15 protein-coding genes are annotated in these 14,921 nt (G+C 48.7%); 9 read left to right on the top strand and 6 right to left on the bottom strand.

The features are described from left to right. The coding region (locus JNN12_05485) for a hypothetical protein (GenBank protein MBL7977775.1) at positions 1-138 on the top strand (138 nt) is incomplete at its 5' end. A 303-nt stretch (positions 139-441) separates the two neighbouring features. Beyond that, a complete protein-coding gene (locus JNN12_05480; protein ID MBL7977774.1) occupies positions 442-1,746 on the top strand; it encodes a T9SS type A sorting domain-containing protein in 1,305 nt (434 codons plus the stop codon). Positions 1,747-2,084: 338 nt separating this feature from the next. On the opposite strand, the gene JNN12_05475 is transcribed toward JNN12_05480, so the two are convergent. Beyond that, positions 2,085-2,495 carry a hypothetical protein gene (locus JNN12_05475; protein MBL7977773.1) on the bottom strand — a complete coding sequence of 137 codons (411 nt, stop codon included), beginning with the start codon at positions 2,493-2,495 and terminating at the stop codon, positions 2,085-2,087. A gap of 169 nt (positions 2,496-2,664) precedes the next feature. Continuing rightward, a complete protein-coding gene (locus JNN12_05470; protein MBL7977772.1) occupies positions 2,665-3,414 on the bottom strand; it encodes a ZIP family metal transporter in 750 nt (249 codons plus the stop codon). A gap of 290 nt (positions 3,415-3,704) precedes the next feature. On the opposite strand from JNN12_05470, the gene hrcA reads away from it, so the two are divergent. The 5 genes from hrcA to rlmB all read left to right on the top strand — a co-directional run bounded on the left by hrcA (position 3,705) and on the right by rlmB (position 8,108). Next, positions 3,705-4,769 carry a heat-inducible transcription repressor HrcA gene (gene hrcA, locus JNN12_05465; GenBank protein ID MBL7977771.1) on the top strand — a complete coding sequence of 355 codons (1,065 nt, stop codon included), beginning with the start codon at positions 3,705-3,707 and terminating at the stop codon, positions 4,767-4,769. Positions 4,770-4,824: 55 nt separating this feature from the next. Further along, positions 4,825-5,439, top strand: a complete 615-nt coding sequence (locus JNN12_05460) for a nucleotide exchange factor GrpE (GenBank protein MBL7977770.1) — start codon at positions 4,825-4,827, stop codon at positions 5,437-5,439. Between the two features lie 40 nt (positions 5,440-5,479). Continuing rightward, entirely contained in the window at positions 5,480-6,661 is a 1,182-nt protein-coding gene (gene dnaJ / locus JNN12_05455; GenBank protein ID MBL7977769.1) for a molecular chaperone DnaJ, read from the top strand. 5 nt (positions 6,662-6,666) lie between these two features. Continuing rightward, positions 6,667-7,191 carry a flavin reductase gene (locus tag JNN12_05450; protein MBL7977768.1) on the top strand — a complete coding sequence of 175 codons (525 nt, stop codon included), beginning with the start codon at positions 6,667-6,669 and terminating at the stop codon, positions 7,189-7,191. 170 nt (positions 7,192-7,361) lie between these two features. Continuing rightward, entirely contained in the window at positions 7,362-8,108 is a 747-nt protein-coding gene (gene rlmB, locus JNN12_05445) for a 23S rRNA (guanosine(2251)-2'-O)-methyltransferase RlmB (GenBank protein MBL7977767.1), read from the top strand. On the opposite strand, the gene JNN12_05440 is transcribed toward rlmB, so the two are convergent. The 3 genes from JNN12_05440 to JNN12_05430 form a co-directional block, all read right to left on the bottom strand. Continuing rightward, entirely contained in the window at positions 8,105-8,353 is a 249-nt protein-coding gene (locus tag JNN12_05440; GenBank protein MBL7977766.1) for a hypothetical protein, read from the bottom strand. The genes rlmB and JNN12_05440 overlap by 4 nt on opposite strands. 134 nt (positions 8,354-8,487) lie before the next feature. Continuing rightward, the gene (locus JNN12_05435; GenBank protein ID MBL7977765.1) at positions 8,488-9,519 is read right to left on the bottom strand and encodes a flippase-like domain-containing protein; all 1,032 of its coding nucleotides are present in this window, start codon (positions 9,517-9,519) and stop codon (positions 8,488-8,490) included. 64 nt (positions 9,520-9,583) lie between these two features. Beyond that, positions 9,584-10,213 carry an outer membrane lipoprotein carrier protein LolA gene (locus tag JNN12_05430; protein MBL7977764.1) on the bottom strand — a complete coding sequence of 210 codons (630 nt, stop codon included), beginning with the start codon at positions 10,211-10,213 and terminating at the stop codon, positions 9,584-9,586. 261 nt (positions 10,214-10,474) lie between these two features. On the opposite strand from JNN12_05430, the gene JNN12_05425 reads away from it, so the two are divergent. Further along, entirely contained in the window at positions 10,475-11,953 is a 1,479-nt protein-coding gene (locus JNN12_05425; protein ID MBL7977763.1) for a M20/M25/M40 family metallo-hydrolase, read from the top strand. Positions 11,954-12,145: 192 nt separating this feature from the next. Here the strand turns inward: JNN12_05425 and JNN12_05420 are convergent, their stop codons facing one another. Further along, positions 12,146-13,084: a ring-cleaving dioxygenase gene (locus JNN12_05420; protein MBL7977762.1), complete on the bottom strand. Its 939-nt coding sequence runs from the start codon at positions 13,082-13,084 to the stop codon at positions 12,146-12,148. A gap of 233 nt (positions 13,085-13,317) precedes the next feature. Between JNN12_05420 and lysS the strand changes: the two genes are divergently transcribed. Next, complete coding sequence (gene lysS, locus JNN12_05415; GenBank protein MBL7977761.1) at positions 13,318-14,847, top strand: lysine--tRNA ligase; 1,530 nt, start codon at positions 13,318-13,320, stop codon at positions 14,845-14,847. Positions 14,848-14,921: the final 74 nt, after the last annotated feature.

The raw sequence follows: 14,921 nt of genomic DNA, 5'->3' as shown, positions 1-14,921 counted from the left end.
GTTGCTGCCGGAGTGGGGCATCACATGCGGATTGATTCGGGTAGCTACTGGGCCTCTGGGACGTACCTTGTGGTCTTAACCGCACAACAAGGCAACCAAACCTTGGTACAAAGAAGCAAAATTGTGCTGCTGAAGTAGGGGTACCACAAACCCACTTAAATTCAGGGCTACCTCTTCTTATGGGGTGGCTCTTTTTTTAAATAGGCACATAACGATTAACAAAAAACAACTACAAACCGCTTGTCCAAACTCATCAAAAAATTAAATAACTACTTAATACGCCTCACCACTTGCGGTGACGATATTTCCTTTTGAGAATGTTATATTCGGAATAAGTCTAATGTATCCAACTTTCCCGTTCCTCATCAACACCATTATGAGCAATTTACGCTTTCTCTCCCTCCTGCTGCCCTTAGCCACCAAAACGGCGGCGCAATAGAGGTGACGCGGAATAAGTTCATCGGGGCGCAACAAGGGGTCATCGTTTCGGGAAGCGGCGGGGTTGAGTTTGTCGAAAACGAAGTAACTTTGTACAAAGGCGGCGTTCATTTTGCCGATGCACCCCCTGGCATGAGGCTCATCGGCAATCGGATCACCGCAGAAGAACAGGGCATTTACCTCAATAATTGTCGCGCCACTGCCGATAGCATTGGGGTGATTGCCAATAACTTTATTCGCATTACAGGCGAAGGCCATACGGATGGCATGCGCTTCAACAACTCGCCTTATTACCGCCTCTACCACAATACGATCCGTATGGCTAGCTCTGATCCGCTTTCGGCTGCTGTAAAAGTAGAAGGCACGGACACTCATAACCTCGACTTACGCAATAACATTTTTTACCATGCGGGCGCGGGAGCCGCTTTTCAGGCAGATCGCTTAGCGGCGTTTTCGCACCTGAACTACAACGCCTACTGGACAACTTCCGGCCCGATTGCAAGATGGGCAGGAACCAACTATAACACCTTGGCCGACTGGCACGCCGCAGTTCCAAGCGTGAATACCCAGAGCATACAGGTTCCCATTTTCTTTACTTCGGCTACTGATCTCCACCTCACGGGAGCCTCCGTAGGAGACGGACGACTGAAGGGCGAAACCAATTTACCACATCCCATTACACAAGACATTGACAAGCAGACGCGGAATAGTCCCTACATGGGAGCTGATGAAGCCTTGGGTGCTGTTTTGCCCATCCTCCTAACCACTTTTAGCGCACAAGTAGCAGCGGAAAGCGTAACCCTGAACTGGCAGACAGCCCAAGAACTGCATACCGACCAATATGTCATTGAGCGCAAAATGGGGAATCAATGGCAAGAAATGGGAGCGGTCAAAGCCGTTGGCACAACTTCCGAACCTCAGACCTATCGCTACGAAATCAAAAACCTGCCTCCAGGGCGACATGTTTTCCGGCTCCGTGTGGAAGACATCGGCGGGCAAAAAACATTTAGCCCCGAAACCGAATTGGAGTTAAGCCTAAAAGGAGCCTACTTCTTGTCCGCAGCTTACCCCAATCCCTTTAATCCACAAACCACCTTCACACTGACTGTAGCGCGCACACAAACGGTACGGATAGAGGTATATGATGCCGTCGGGCGGCGGGTGCGGGTATTGCATCAGGGCGAACTCGGCGCAACCGAAGCCCATACCTTCCGCATAGACGCACAAGGGCTTTCGAGCGGAACCTATTTTATCCGTGCGACGGGCGAGGGTTTTAGTGGAACCCAAAAAGTGATGTTCGTGAAGTAAGTATCTATCCAACCAAACAATCATCTCTCAAACACACTTCTCTCGTGGGTTTAAGGCGGTCTCAAAGGAGGTCGCCTTTCTTGGTTGGTATAGGCAACCCCCGCCTATGGAAGGCCGTTTCGGCGATGCCCCGCTTGCAAAAGACCTCTTTGAGGGGTCCATAAAATATTTTCCTTACTGTATTTATTCAAACAGATTGATAAACAAAAAATGTTTTTAACACATTAAACAAATTCAATAATTGGCTATCAAATAACATTTTTTAAACAAAAAAAGACAACACCCCGTAAGATGTTGTCTTTTTCCTATTCCAAACACGAAACATTTACCCAATTTTATTATTTTGCCGTAGGCGTATGCAATTCAATGACATCGTAGGTTTTTTCTTTAACCCAAGTTGACTTCTCAGACTTGACCGATCTCTCTAAGAAATCATTGGCCCAAGGGTTATTGATGCTCGAAAGGGCGGAGAGTGCCAGAATACGCATGGATTCATTTTGGCTATTGCGGTATATTTTAACGATTTCGAATACGGCAGCCTGATCTACTTTGAGGTCTTGACCATACATAACATATTGTTGGAGTGCGCTCTGACGTACTCCGAGATTATCAGACGTCAAGGCAATTTTTAATCCTTTCGCAAACAGTACTTTATTAACCGTTTGGGGAATATAATTATTTGCAAAAACAGGAGTTAAAAAACCAAACACTAACGTGATGGCAACCAAGAGTGATTTGAGATTTTTCATGGCGATTATGTAGTTTGTGATTAATTGTTTTTGTATTTACAACATACACTACGGCCATGAAAATCATTTTGTTACAAATATTTTTTATCAAGTTTAGATGGTGTTTTCGTGTTCTTTAAATGAATCTTGACTGAACGGTGTAACTTTGCAGGTGAATGGTTTTTCAGGACTATCCATGATGATGGCCAAACACAGTAAGCCCATACGCAATACCCAGCCCAGCCAAAATCAGTAGTGTGGGCCGCCATCCGGGTTTATGAGCTGCTTCGGGGAGCAAATCCGCAGCTCCGATATAAAACAGTGAACCTGTTGCAAGCGCCATGGCCCAGCCCAGCACATCATGACGTTCGGCAGGCAATATCATAAAGCTCAAGACCGCCATAACGGGCGTAATGGCGGCGACCAACAGTGCCTTTCGGAAAGCCGCTTGCTCAGAATGGCCACTATACCGAAGAATGGCATACGTAGCAATGCCTTCCGGTATTTCATGAACCAAAATTGCCAGTGCAGCCATCAGGCCAATCTGCCAGTCGTATGCAAAGCCGGCACCAATGGCCAGTCCATCGAACACAGAATGAACCCCAAACCCGATGGCGGTCATCAGCCCCACTTGTTTGTGGTGATTTTCACAATCATCGTGCGAGTGACCATGATGAAAATGTGGCGCAAAATGGTGCTCTAATACATACAGACTCAGAAACGGAACCAGCATCCAAGCAAATTGCTCCGGCGCATGATGGGCCAGTTCTGGACCAAAATGCAAAAAAGCAATGCCCACCACGAGCCCAGCGGCAACCGAAATCAGGTCATGTTCAAAACGTTTGGCCCATGCTCCACGGCGACTAACCAGCCAAATACCCAGCCAATTGGCCGCAAAAGCTGCCATTCCAGTAAGAAAAACAGGTAAAAACGTCATCATTTTAAAAAGTAAACCCTAAAAAATTACCCAGCCATGTGCGAGACATTTTTGTTATACGCAGATAGGTTCCCGCACAACCATATTATGTTACAGTAGATGTCGGTCGTTTCGGGAATCCTCATCAAAAAGGCAAGAACAAAGCGACAGGCTCATGGTGTAAACTTAGTGCCAAAGTGTCAAGGTAGGTCTTTGAGATTGAGAAAAAACGGACTATCTTACAAGTTTATATCTGCCATAATTACAATCGGCAAGGTGTTTGCCGGGTTCATTCTTAGAAAGACGGAGCAACGATGACGCATTCTTCTTCTACCAACAGCGGGAGAATTCTGACTGATCGTGAACAGGCGGTATTACGTGCTGTGGTGCAGCGGTTTATCCAGACGGCAGACCCCGTAGGCTCTCGAACGCTTTCCAAGGAATTTATTCCAGGGCTGAGCGCGGCTACGATCCGCAATACCATGAGCGATCTCGAAGAATGGGGTTATCTGGATCATCCCTACACATCTGCGGGGCGGGTCCCCACGGATATGGGCTATCGGACGTATGTGGACGAATTGATGGATGTGGTTCAGATTCCGGCCTCCGAAGCCCTCTTTATACGGGAAGAGATTGCTTCTTCGGCACGGGATACCGAGCGGCTTTTGCGGGAAACAGCCAAGTTAATGGGGAAGTTCACCAATTTACTGGCCATTGCCCTCACGCCCCGTCTCTCAAAAGGTATTTTGCATCGGTTAGATGTGGTTCCATTGGCCTCCGATCGGGCGATGTTTATCATTAGCGTGGAAGGAGGTTTAGTGAAAACGATTGTTATGGAAGTGGCTTCGGCACTCAACCGTTTTGCCTTAGACCGAGTTGTACAATTGCTCAATGAACGACTTTCCGGACTATCGTTAGACGAGATCCGTCGAACCTTTGCCCCACGAATGCGAGACCTAAGTGAATCGGATCCGACAGGCGTGGTGAGGTTGGTGATGCAAAAAGCGGATGTATTGTTCAATGAATTGCCCGAAGAGCGTCGTGTACAGTTAAGTGGAACCACCCATCTAATGCACCAACCGGAGTTTCGGGAGCCAGAACAGATTCAGCGGATTATGGGCCTGATTGAGCATGAAGAAGTGGTTGTGCAGCTACTGGAACGCCATGCGCACCTCACAAGAGGTGGCAAGGAGCAAATCCGCATCACTATAGGGCGGGAAAATGAAACAGAGGCGGTGGATTCGTACTCTTTGGTTACGGCCAATTATAAGATGCAAAATGCCATTGGTACCATTAGCCTCATTGGGCCGCGCCGGATGGACTATGCCCGTGCCGTCGCCTTGATTGAATATGTTTCAAAACTTTTGGGAAAACTCTGAAGCATCCAGAACAGATTTAAAGAACAGATTTAACCATACAAATTTGAATCACAACATGGAACAAACGAAAAAGTTGGACGAGGCCCTGCAAAACGGTACCGAGAAGGTGACTGTGGAGCAGGAAGTTGCCGCGATGATGGATGACGAGGAAGCAGCCCGGATTGCCGTGGCGGCGGTGGATGAACTGGCTGAAAAAGACCAACAGATTGCGGCCCTTCAGGAAGAGCTTGGTCACATGAAAGACATGCTCACCCGTCAGGTAGCAGATTTTCAAAACTATCGGCGGAGAATGGAACAAGAAAGCAGCCGCCAAAAGCAATTTGGACGTGAGGAAGTATTAGTCGGTTTTTTAGAGGTCTATGACGACTTCCGCCGCTCGATGGATGCTGCTGAAAAAGTAGAAGCACAGGCACAAAGCCAATCTACGTTTAATGCGCTCAAATCTGGCGTGGCATTGATTTTTGAAAACTTTGGCAAACAACTCACCCGCCTTTCGGTGGAGGCTATCCCAGCCGTCGGACACCCCTTTGATGAAAACTTGCATGAAGCCCTGATGCAACAGCCCGCACCCGAAGGGACGGCATCGGGCATTGTATTGATGGAGTTACAAACTGGATATAGAATCGGAGACCGGGTAATTCGTCATGCAAAAGTAATCGTAGCTACCTAAGCCCTATTCTACGCTTTCCATCTTCAGACTACAAACGACTATGAGAGATTTTTATGAAGTGCTTGGGGTTTCCAAAACGGCAAGCGCCGATGAAATCAAAAAGGCCTACCGTACCCAAGCCATGAAGTACCACCCAGATCGGAACCCTGGGGATAAAGAGGCCGAAGCCAAATTTAAGGAGGCCGCCTCGGCCTATGAAGTGCTTTCTGATGCCGAAAAACGCCAACGCTACGACCGATTTGGCCCTGCTGGCTTGGGAGGGAATGCAAGCGGAGGTGCTGGTGGGTTTGGTGGGTTCCAAGAACGGGACATAGAAGACATTTTCCGGAACTTTGGCGATATTTTTGGTGGGCACAGCATCTTTGATGGGGTTTTTGGTGGTGGTAATAACCGCCGATCACGGGCCGGGCAACGTGGCGTTCCGGGTGGAAACCTGCGTGCCAAACTCCAGCTCTCGCTTGAGGACATCGCCGATGGCGTGGAGAAAAAAATCAATGTCAAAAAATATGTGGCCTGCAAATCTTGTAGTGCCACTGGAAGTGCCGATGGGGATGCTGGATATACCACCTGTACCACGTGTAATGGAACGGGCGAAATCCGACAAGTAGCACGCTCCGTATTTGGCCAATTTGTTAATGTAAGTGCTTGTTCTACCTGTAATGGGGAAGGACGGGTGGTCAAAAATAAGTGTCGTTCCTGCCACGGAGAAGGGCGGATTATGGGTGAGGAAGTGGTGAGCATCAATGTACCAGCCGGAGCCACCGATCAGAATACCATGACGGTACGTGGAGGCGGACATGCTGGCATCCGAGGCGGCTCCAGTGGAGACTTAAACGTAGAGTTTGAAGAAGCAAGCCATGAACATTTGGTGCGGGACGGCCTCAATCTGTTCTATGAACTGAATCTTTCGGTGGTGGATGCTGCCCTCGGTGCGGATGTAGAAATCCCCACGCTGAAAGGTCGCGTGAAGATGGTCATTGATCCGGGCACCCAATCGGGCAAACTCTTGCGCCTTCGCGGAAAGGGCATTCCCGACGTACACAACCGTGCTCAACGGGGCGATCAGATTGTTCGGGTACAAGTTTGGACGCCCAAGAACCTCACGCAGGAAGAAACCCGCCTGCTCGAAAAACTACGCCATTCGCCGGGTGTTCAGCCACCTGCCAAAAAGACAGAAGACAAGCAGTCTTTTTTTAGCCGTATGAGCGCCTTTTTCAACTGATGCGCATGAGTACAAATATAACTTCCGGAGACACGATAGACGGAGAACAACTCCGTCTGGTCATGCGGTCGGTTCCTTCTCCTATAGTGGTGGTCACCGCTGTGTATGATCAGGAAGCATGGGGCATTACGCTTGGCTCGTTCACCAGTGTATCGTTAGATCCGCCGCTAATCAGTTTTAATGTTGCACGGCAATCCCGCATGCATGACATCTTGTCTCTGGCTACACAGTATGCTGTTCATCTCCTCGGCTCGGAAGATGTGCCCCTTTCGAGCCGATTTTCGGATCCAACGCGCAGTGCAGACACACAATTTGACGGCTTACGGCATGAAGTCTCTTCAAACGGCTTGCCGTTGTTACAGGAAACGATCGGAATCCTGCTTTGCAAACCCTTTGCGTGCCACGAGGCCGGAGATCATTCCTTGTTCATCGGGCAAGTGACCGGAGCACAACAACTTCAAACCGACAAATTACCGTTGCTTTATTATAATCGTTCTTATCGAACCATCGGAGAGCCAGTGACGGGGTAGCTAACCCGATTGCCTTTTCCGTTTTATCTATCCCAATCCATAATTTTGTGCAAAAACCGCCTTACCGCAAACCCTCGCAGCCCGCAGCACCTGCCCCTTATCGGCGTCCTTCGTCCGCCAGCCACCCAACCAAAAACACCGATCAACCAAAAGCCCCCTCGAAACAATATATTGGTGGCCGGAATCCAGTACGGGAAGCACTTGAGGCGGGTCAGTCGCTCGAAAAAATTTTTTTAAAACAGGGCATGGATGACCGCGTGGCTGGCGAAATCCGGGGGCTCGCTGGTAAAGCCAATGTACCCATTATGGTGGTCCCCGTGGAAAAGCTCAATCGGTTAGACCCCAACCTTAACCATCAGGGCGTGGTGGCACAACGGGCGGCTGTTCAGTATTGGGAATTAAACGAGATGCTGGATATGATAGCACCTAATGTGGGCGCTGTTCAGAAAAAGAAGCCTTTGTTGGTCTTGCTGGACCAGATTGAAGACCCTCAGAATTTTGGTGCGATTATTCGGTCGGCGGTAGCTGCTGGGGCGTCGGGCTTGATTATTCCGGAGCGTCATATGGCCCCATTAAGTGCCGTTGCCATAAAAGCCAGTGCGGGAACCGCCCTCCGTTTACCCATTGCCAAAGTCGTCAACTTGGCCGATGTTATCCAACAACTTAAGGAAAGAGGTTATTGGGTTGCCGGATTGGCAGGAACTGGCGAGCAACATATTTGGGAGATAGATTGGGATCGCCCTTTTGCCCTAGTGATTGGAAATGAAGGGAAGGGCATGCGCGAGCGGGTTCAGAAATCCTGCGACTATGTAGCGGCGATACCGATGGCAGAGGGCATAGAGTCATTAAATGCCTCGGTTGCTGCCGGAATTGCCTTGTTTGCCGTCGTACAAAGCCGATTGACTTTGCCCGTTTAACGGATGCCATACACGATTTTACGCAACGTGTCGAACTGTAAATAGGGATAATCTTCGCGTAGGATTTCTATGGCGGCGCTTGTACTCATGCCGGATAGGCGCATCTGGCGAAAACGATCCCGCATGGCATGATCTCGGAGACCCTTTTCATCCAACACCCCTAATTCCATCAACTTCAAGAAAAGGTCATCCGAAATCAAGTCTCGTAATGGATTTGCGATGGTTTCGGCAACAGCGGTACTCATGATGATTTCCTCCTGTGGTTTCTTGATACCTTAGATTATTTTGATTTTACGCAACAATACATTGTTTACCCCCCCATTTCAGAAGAATGGGGGCGAATGGATTTTTTTTACGTTTGAATGGTGAAAGTGTCTGCCTAAGAAGTTGTATCAGACTTTAGCGGAGCTGTGTATTGAAAGAGGCCGAAAATGGTTTCACCTTGTAGGAACAAACTCACAAAACCTAAAAGGGTGTACACAATCATTTGTGCCGTGTGGGTAACAATGGCAAAGGCAATAGCATTTTCATTGGAAAAGCCCCAAAGGGAGACCATCGCCCAACGGATAATGACGTGATAGCTGCCCACTCCACCGGGTGTTGGAATCATGCTAGTGAGCGAGCCAATCACGAGCAATACCCAAGAATCCTGTATGCCCCAAGAAACCACATCGTCCAAATGTAGCAGATAGGCCGAGAAGAGTACCATCATCGTATAACTGGCCCAAATGAGCACGGTGGACAGGAGCATCTGTATTTGCTTAGGTGTTTGAAGGTAAGACACAAACCCGGCCTTAAAGCCCTTCCATATCCGCAAAAACCGCCCTTCTCCTGCACGCACATAACGTCGGGCCATCCAAAAAGCGAAACCAAAAGCGAAAGCCAATAGGGTCCAAAATAACAATCCATAACCCGATACCGCCCATGCGATTAGCGGCGAAAAATACCGAAGATAGGTGGCCAGAAGTTTATCGTGTGCCAACGGGATAAGGCTCAAAAACCCCAATAACAACACAATCACATCCGATGTACGGTCGGCCACCACTGTTCCCAACACCCCAGAAAACGATAGCCGTTCCTTGCGTGCCACACTGCCCACCCGCACAATTTCCCCTACTCGTGGTAGCACGTAGTTCACCATATAGGAAATAAAAATCGCATACAACGGAAACCGAAAAGTGGTTACACGGCTTTCGGCTCGGGCTTCTGGCAGATGATCCAGCATCAACTTCCATCGCCAAGCCCGAAACCAGTGGCTCAAAACCATCACCAGAACCGTTGGCCCCAACCACCGATATTCGGCATCACGGAGCGACATCCAAAGTTGTTCAAACGATACGCCACGAAGCGCCAGCACCATCAGCACCAACGCCAAAGCAAAACTTAGGAGATAAGTCAGTTTTTGCTTCATAACACAAAGAAACGGGTGAGCAGACGAGGTTTCGTGCCCACCCGGAAAAGAGGTATTAAAATTTTTATCGTAAATCCACTACTTGGACCCCTTTCGGAGCAGAAAAACTAAACGTGGCCGTATTAATGGCCGGATTTTTCTGAACGTTGTTCAGGGTGATGAGGGTGCGCGTATTGTTCTGGTCCAACAAACTAAGCCGAATGGGCATGTTGTCGGATTTTCTGACCCAGATGAGGGTCTCTTTCATGACGGCATCGCCGGATTTAGGGGTAAACTTCATCTGGAAACAATCTACGCCATTGATTTTTTGATCCGACAGTTTTTGCACATTGAAACGATTCGACTGTTTCATGAAAAACATATCGGGCGAGAAGGCATTTTCATCTGCCTGATAATGGTCTATCAAAACCCGTTTTTGTTGCCGTGAATAGGCCCAAGTCGTTTTGCCATCTGTCACCAAGGTTTGGTCTGTTGTCTCCACGCGGTATTTGCTTTTTTGCATGGTGATCGTCCCAGTCATGTTTCTTGATTTGGTGCCTTGGCTCATCGTTTGCGAAAAGGTGGCCTTAATGGCGCCCGTTGCATCGTATTTGGCTTTCATCCGGTTTAGTACTTCTTGTGCAGATTGGGCACTCAGGAGGGTAAATAAGCCGGTCAATAAGACCAAACTGGTTAATAAGAAGGTTTTTTTCATGTCTTTTAGGATTACAAAGTGGAGGTAGTGGTTTACACCCAATATTTCTGCAAATGGCGTGCCCAGCCTTTATGAAGGGCCAAAACAGGCTTTCTCTTAATGTTAGGGAGAAAAATAGTGTATAGAAGATAGGACGCTCCAAAAGGCTCAACTGTACAAATTAGGCAAAATCTGACGAATATACGGTTGCTTAACCAAAAGGGAACCGGAGTTCACTTTACGGGTGAAAAGTGCTTTTACATCCCAGACGTTACAATCCCCATGAAAAAACAATTCCTACTCCTGCTCTGCTTGTTGACCCCGATGTACGCCTCTTCGCAGTCCGCAGAAGAATCCCTGACGCAAGACGAAATGAGTGACCATATTCGGTTTATCGCCTCCGACGAGTTACGCGGACGAAAACCGGGCACACCGGGCATAGACGTGGCCGCCCGATATATTGCACACCACTTTGAAGCCTATGGCCTCAAACAAGTTCCGGGAGTGGAAGGATGGTTCCAAACCGTACCTTTTACAACCGTCATTCCGCCCCAGACAGGTTCCATTACCTTAGCTGGAAAAACCTATACACAAGGGGATAACTTGCTGACGCGCGATGGGCAAAAATCCATGCTAAATGCCCTTGTTGTGGTTGCAGGATATGGCTGGGTGGACGAAAAATTCGGTATAGATGATTATAAAGGGGTGGATGTACGCGGAAAGATCGTGGTTGTTAAAATGGGGACGCCCAATGAAACAAACCCCGGCGCGGCATTTAATGCAGGACGCAAAAAAAAGAAGTTTGCATCGGATCGCGGTGCGGTTGCCCTTATCGAAGTATATGACTTGGCTTTCCCGTGGAACAATGCCAAAAACTTTGTAGGACGAAGACAAGCCTCGGTGGATGATGGCGTCCGTTTCCCACATTTTTGGATCAAGCCAGATGATGCCGCCACTTTTTTACAACAAAACTTTGGCAATGCACAAGCAGCCGTGACCAGCCCAGGCGCGACCTTTGAAGGCTTCCCCAGCTATAACGTCATGGGCATCGTTGAAGGCAGTGACCCCCTCCTCAAAAACGAATACCTGATGCTAACCGCGCATTATGATCATGTGGGGGTGGGCCGACCACACCCTGTTGTTCGTGCTGACAGTATTTATAATGGTGCAAGGGACAATGGCATGGGAGCCGTGGCGCTTATTGCAGCAGCCAAAGCCCTTTCCGCACAGCGCCCAAAACGTTCTGTGTTGATTGTCGCACTTACTGCGGAAGAAATGGGTCTGTTGGGGAGTCGTTATCTGGCAGATCATCCGGTGATCCCCCTTAATAAAATTATTTTCAATTTAAATATAGACAACGGTGGCTGGAATGATACAGGGCTGATTACGGTGGTGGGATTGGAAAGAACCACTGCCGCTGCCGAAATCAAGCGAGGTATAACCGATTTTGGGCTGCGGGTGATTGATGATCCGGCAGGAGAACAAGGACTATTTGACCGTTCCGATAACGTAAGTTTTGCCGCAAAGGGGATTCCAGCCCCCACATTTAGCGCTGGTTTTACGGCTTTCGACGAGCAGATAATGAAATACTATCATCAGGCCATTGACCAGCCAGACGAAAATTTTGACTTTGCTTATTTGCTGAAATACTGCCAAACGTATGCACGAACGGCCCGCTACATTGCAAACCGAGAGACGCCGCCTTTCTGGGTGACGGGCGATAAATATGAGGCTGTGGGCAAAAGCCTGTATGGGCGATAAGCTGTCTCGCACTCGGAAAACGAATACGGAAAAGGGCGTAAAGAGGGAAAGTCCCTACCTTGCGCCCTTCTGTATTTTAGGCTAAAATATACTTTTCTGTGCAGAACCCCTCGATCATATTTAACGTATTGGAAGAAAACTTCTGACGAATAGGAGACGGGGCAGAAGATTACCCAGAAACGACCGCCCTCCTTACTGATGTAAATTAGGCAAAACCGCCAAAATCTGCTCGCGGTATGCCTCGTATTGTGGCGGCAACTTCAGCGACTCGCCCAAAGAGTCCAATGGCTCATCTACCATAAAACCGGGCATATCGGTGGCTATTTCGAACAAAACGCCGCCCGGCTCACGGAAATATAACGAGTGAAAGTAGTTCCGGTCTATCGGATCGGTTACTTGTAGGCCAGCCGATCGGATTTTTTCTAATAATGCCTGCTCTGCCGTATCATCCGGAACGCGAAAAGCCACATGATGAATGGTTCCAGCGGCATTTAGCCCTTTACGCCCACCATCCTCTTCCAGCAAGTCCACAATGCCCCCTGCTGTTGCTAACGGATTAACAAAGCGATGGTACTTGCCCTCCGTTATAACCGGCTCATACCCAAGCAATTCTGTCAGGATGCGGGCGGTGGGGGCTATGTTTTGGAGTGAGAGTGTGGTCTGGTGGAAACCCTTCAGCGCTGCTTCTGCCGGAACCTCGTTCGTTACATGCGCCAATCGGGAATCCGAGATGGACGGAATCGTGAGTTCCAGCAAGAGACCATCGGGATCCCAAAAGCCCAAAACAGGCTCTCCGAAACGTTCTGTGGGTGACAAAGAACGAATGCCGAGTGCGTCAAAGCGTTCTTTCCAAAAACCAAATGCGCCTTCTGGAACCGAGTAGCCGATACTGGTCGCTTGCCCAATCCCTGCACGCCCTTGTCGGATATTGGCCCAAGGAAAAAACGTGAGGATTGTGCCCGGCTCGGCGGCATAGTTTCCATAGTAAAAATGATACGTGCCCGGATCATCAAAATTGACGGTCTTTTTTACAAACCGCAAGCCAAGTGCCTGTGTGTAGAAGTCGTAATTTCGTTGGGCATTTCCCACAATGGCGGTGATATGATGTAACCCGGTTGTAAGGTTGTTCATGATCGTTTTGTCTAGTTTGCGTGTTATAACACACATTTACGAAAAAGTTTCCACCCGCACATTATATCTGAGAACGCCGTAGAATCGGTTCTCAGATGACCTCAAAGACACGTCAGACGATATTCTAAAGGATTTTGAGAAGAAACAGAAGGGTTCCCAAAGATGATTCCCGGTTATGTGTATTTTATGGTTCTTTGCAAGCAATACAACCCTAACCAACCAACAGACCATACATGTCGCGAGAATTAACCGATCAGGAAGTACAGCGCTACCAATCCAGAACGTGGCTTCTTGAAAACGGCCTCCAGCCCTATGGCTACGCTTGGGATGTGACCCATCAGGCCACTGAAATTTCATCTCTATTTGATGCCGCTTACCCCGAAGGCGCGAAAGAAGAACCCGCCGAGACCAAAAAAGTGAAAGTAAGTGTGGCTGGTCGTATGATGACCCAGCGCATCATGGGAAAAGCCGCATTTTTCAACCTACATGATGAAACCGGCAAAATTCAGGTTTATGTCCGACGAGATGACTTGCCAGAAGGGTATTATAATGACGTTTTTAAGAAGCGGTACGACTTGGGAGACATTGTGGGCGTATCCGGCTTTGTTTTTCGCACCAAAACCGGCGAGCTATCCATCCATGCCGAGCGTTTGGAATTGCTCACCAAAACACTGCGCCCGTTGCCCATTGTCAAGGAAACGGAGGAAAAATCTTATGGCGGTTTAGAAGACAAAGAATTGCGGTATCGCCAGCGCTATGCCGACTTGGCCATCCACCCAGAAGTGCGCGAGGTTTTCCGAAAGCGTAGCCAACTTATTAGCGCCATGCGCCGATTCTTGGACGAAAATGGATGTTTGGAAGTGGAAACGCCGGCGCTCCAACCAATCTATGGCGGCGCGGCAGCCCGACCATTTACCACCCATCACAATGCGTTAGACATGGAATTGTTTATGCGCATATCGGACGAACTATACCTAAAACGCCTGATCGTAGGCGGGTATGACCGGGTGTATGAGATCGCTAAAAACTTCCGAAACGAGGGGCTTAGTCGTTTTCATAATCCAGAGTTTACGATGATGGAGGTCTATGTGGCCTTTCAGGACTATCAGTGGATGATGGATTTTGTAGAGCAGATGATCCGCTATATCGCTACCGAATTACACGGGAAACCGGAAGCACAAGTGGGCGACCACCTGATCTCGTTTGCCGAACCCTTTAAACGGGTAACGATGTTCGAGGCCATTGCCGAAAAAACGGGTTACAACCTTTATGGCAAAACCCGCGACGAAATTGCGGAAATCGCCAAAAAACTCCACATCCAGGTGGATGCAAGCATGGGTAGCGGCAAGTTGATAGACGAAATCTTTGGGGCTTATGTAGAACACACCCTCATCCAACCAACGTTTATTACCGATTATCCGGTCGAGCTGAGTCCACTTGCCAAGCGCCACCGCAACGATCCGAACTTAGTGGAACGTTTCGAGTTGATTTGTAACGGGAAAGAAATTTGTAATGCGTTCTCGGAACTGAACGATCCGATAGACCAACGCGAGCGCTTTGAATCCCAAACCCGTCTCAAATCTGGCGGAGACGACGAGGCCATGATGATGGACGAGGACTACCTGCGCGCCCTTGAATATGGAATGCCGCCAACGGCTGGCTTGGGGGTTGGGATAGACCGCCTGACGATGATTATGACCAATCAGGAGTCTATTCGGGATGTCATTCTGTTCCCATTGCTACGCCCAGAAGTAGAGCATTAGTCTTATACCAGCACGTTATTTCAAGGGATTTTACTTCGGTAAACTCCCTTTTTTTGCAAGTCTTCACTGGAATA

This window comes from Bacteroidetes Order II. bacterium (assembly GCA_016788705.1).
Classification (GTDB): domain Bacteria; phylum Bacteroidota; class Rhodothermia; order Rhodothermales; family UBA2364; genus UBA2364.
The sequence above is the reverse complement of the archived record's forward strand: the minus strand, read 5'-3'. Positions and strand labels throughout refer to the sequence as shown.

Excerpts from the sequence above, each read along its gene's own strand:
- JNN12_05475 (MBL7977773.1), bottom strand. The coding sequence starts at position 2,495 with ATGAAAAATCTCAAATCACTCTTGGTTGCCATCACGTTAGTGTTTGGT.
- JNN12_05470 (MBL7977772.1), bottom strand. The coding sequence starts at position 3,414 with ATGATGACGTTTTTACCTGTTTTTCTTACTGGAATGGCAGCTTTTGCG.
- hrcA (MBL7977771.1), top strand. The coding sequence starts at position 3,705 with ATGACGCATTCTTCTTCTACCAACAGCGGGAGAATTCTGACTGATCGT.
- JNN12_05460 (MBL7977770.1), top strand. The coding sequence starts at position 4,825 with ATGGAACAAACGAAAAAGTTGGACGAGGCCCTGCAAAACGGTACCGAG.
- dnaJ (MBL7977769.1), top strand. The coding sequence starts at position 5,480 with ATGAGAGATTTTTATGAAGTGCTTGGGGTTTCCAAAACGGCAAGCGCC.
- JNN12_05450 (MBL7977768.1), top strand. The coding sequence starts at position 6,667 with ATGAGTACAAATATAACTTCCGGAGACACGATAGACGGAGAACAACTC.
- JNN12_05440 (MBL7977766.1), bottom strand. The coding sequence starts at position 8,353 with ATGAGTACCGCTGTTGCCGAAACCATCGCAAATCCATTACGAGACTTG.
- JNN12_05435 (MBL7977765.1), bottom strand. The coding sequence starts at position 9,519 with ATGAAGCAAAAACTGACTTATCTCCTAAGTTTTGCTTTGGCGTTGGTG.
- JNN12_05430 (MBL7977764.1), bottom strand. The coding sequence starts at position 10,213 with ATGAAAAAAACCTTCTTATTAACCAGTTTGGTCTTATTGACCGGCTTA.
- JNN12_05425 (MBL7977763.1), top strand. The coding sequence starts at position 10,475 with ATGAAAAAACAATTCCTACTCCTGCTCTGCTTGTTGACCCCGATGTAC.
- JNN12_05420 (MBL7977762.1), bottom strand. The coding sequence starts at position 13,084 with ATGAACAACCTTACAACCGGGTTACATCATATCACCGCCATTGTGGGA.
- lysS (MBL7977761.1), top strand. The coding sequence starts at position 13,318 with ATGTCGCGAGAATTAACCGATCAGGAAGTACAGCGCTACCAATCCAGA.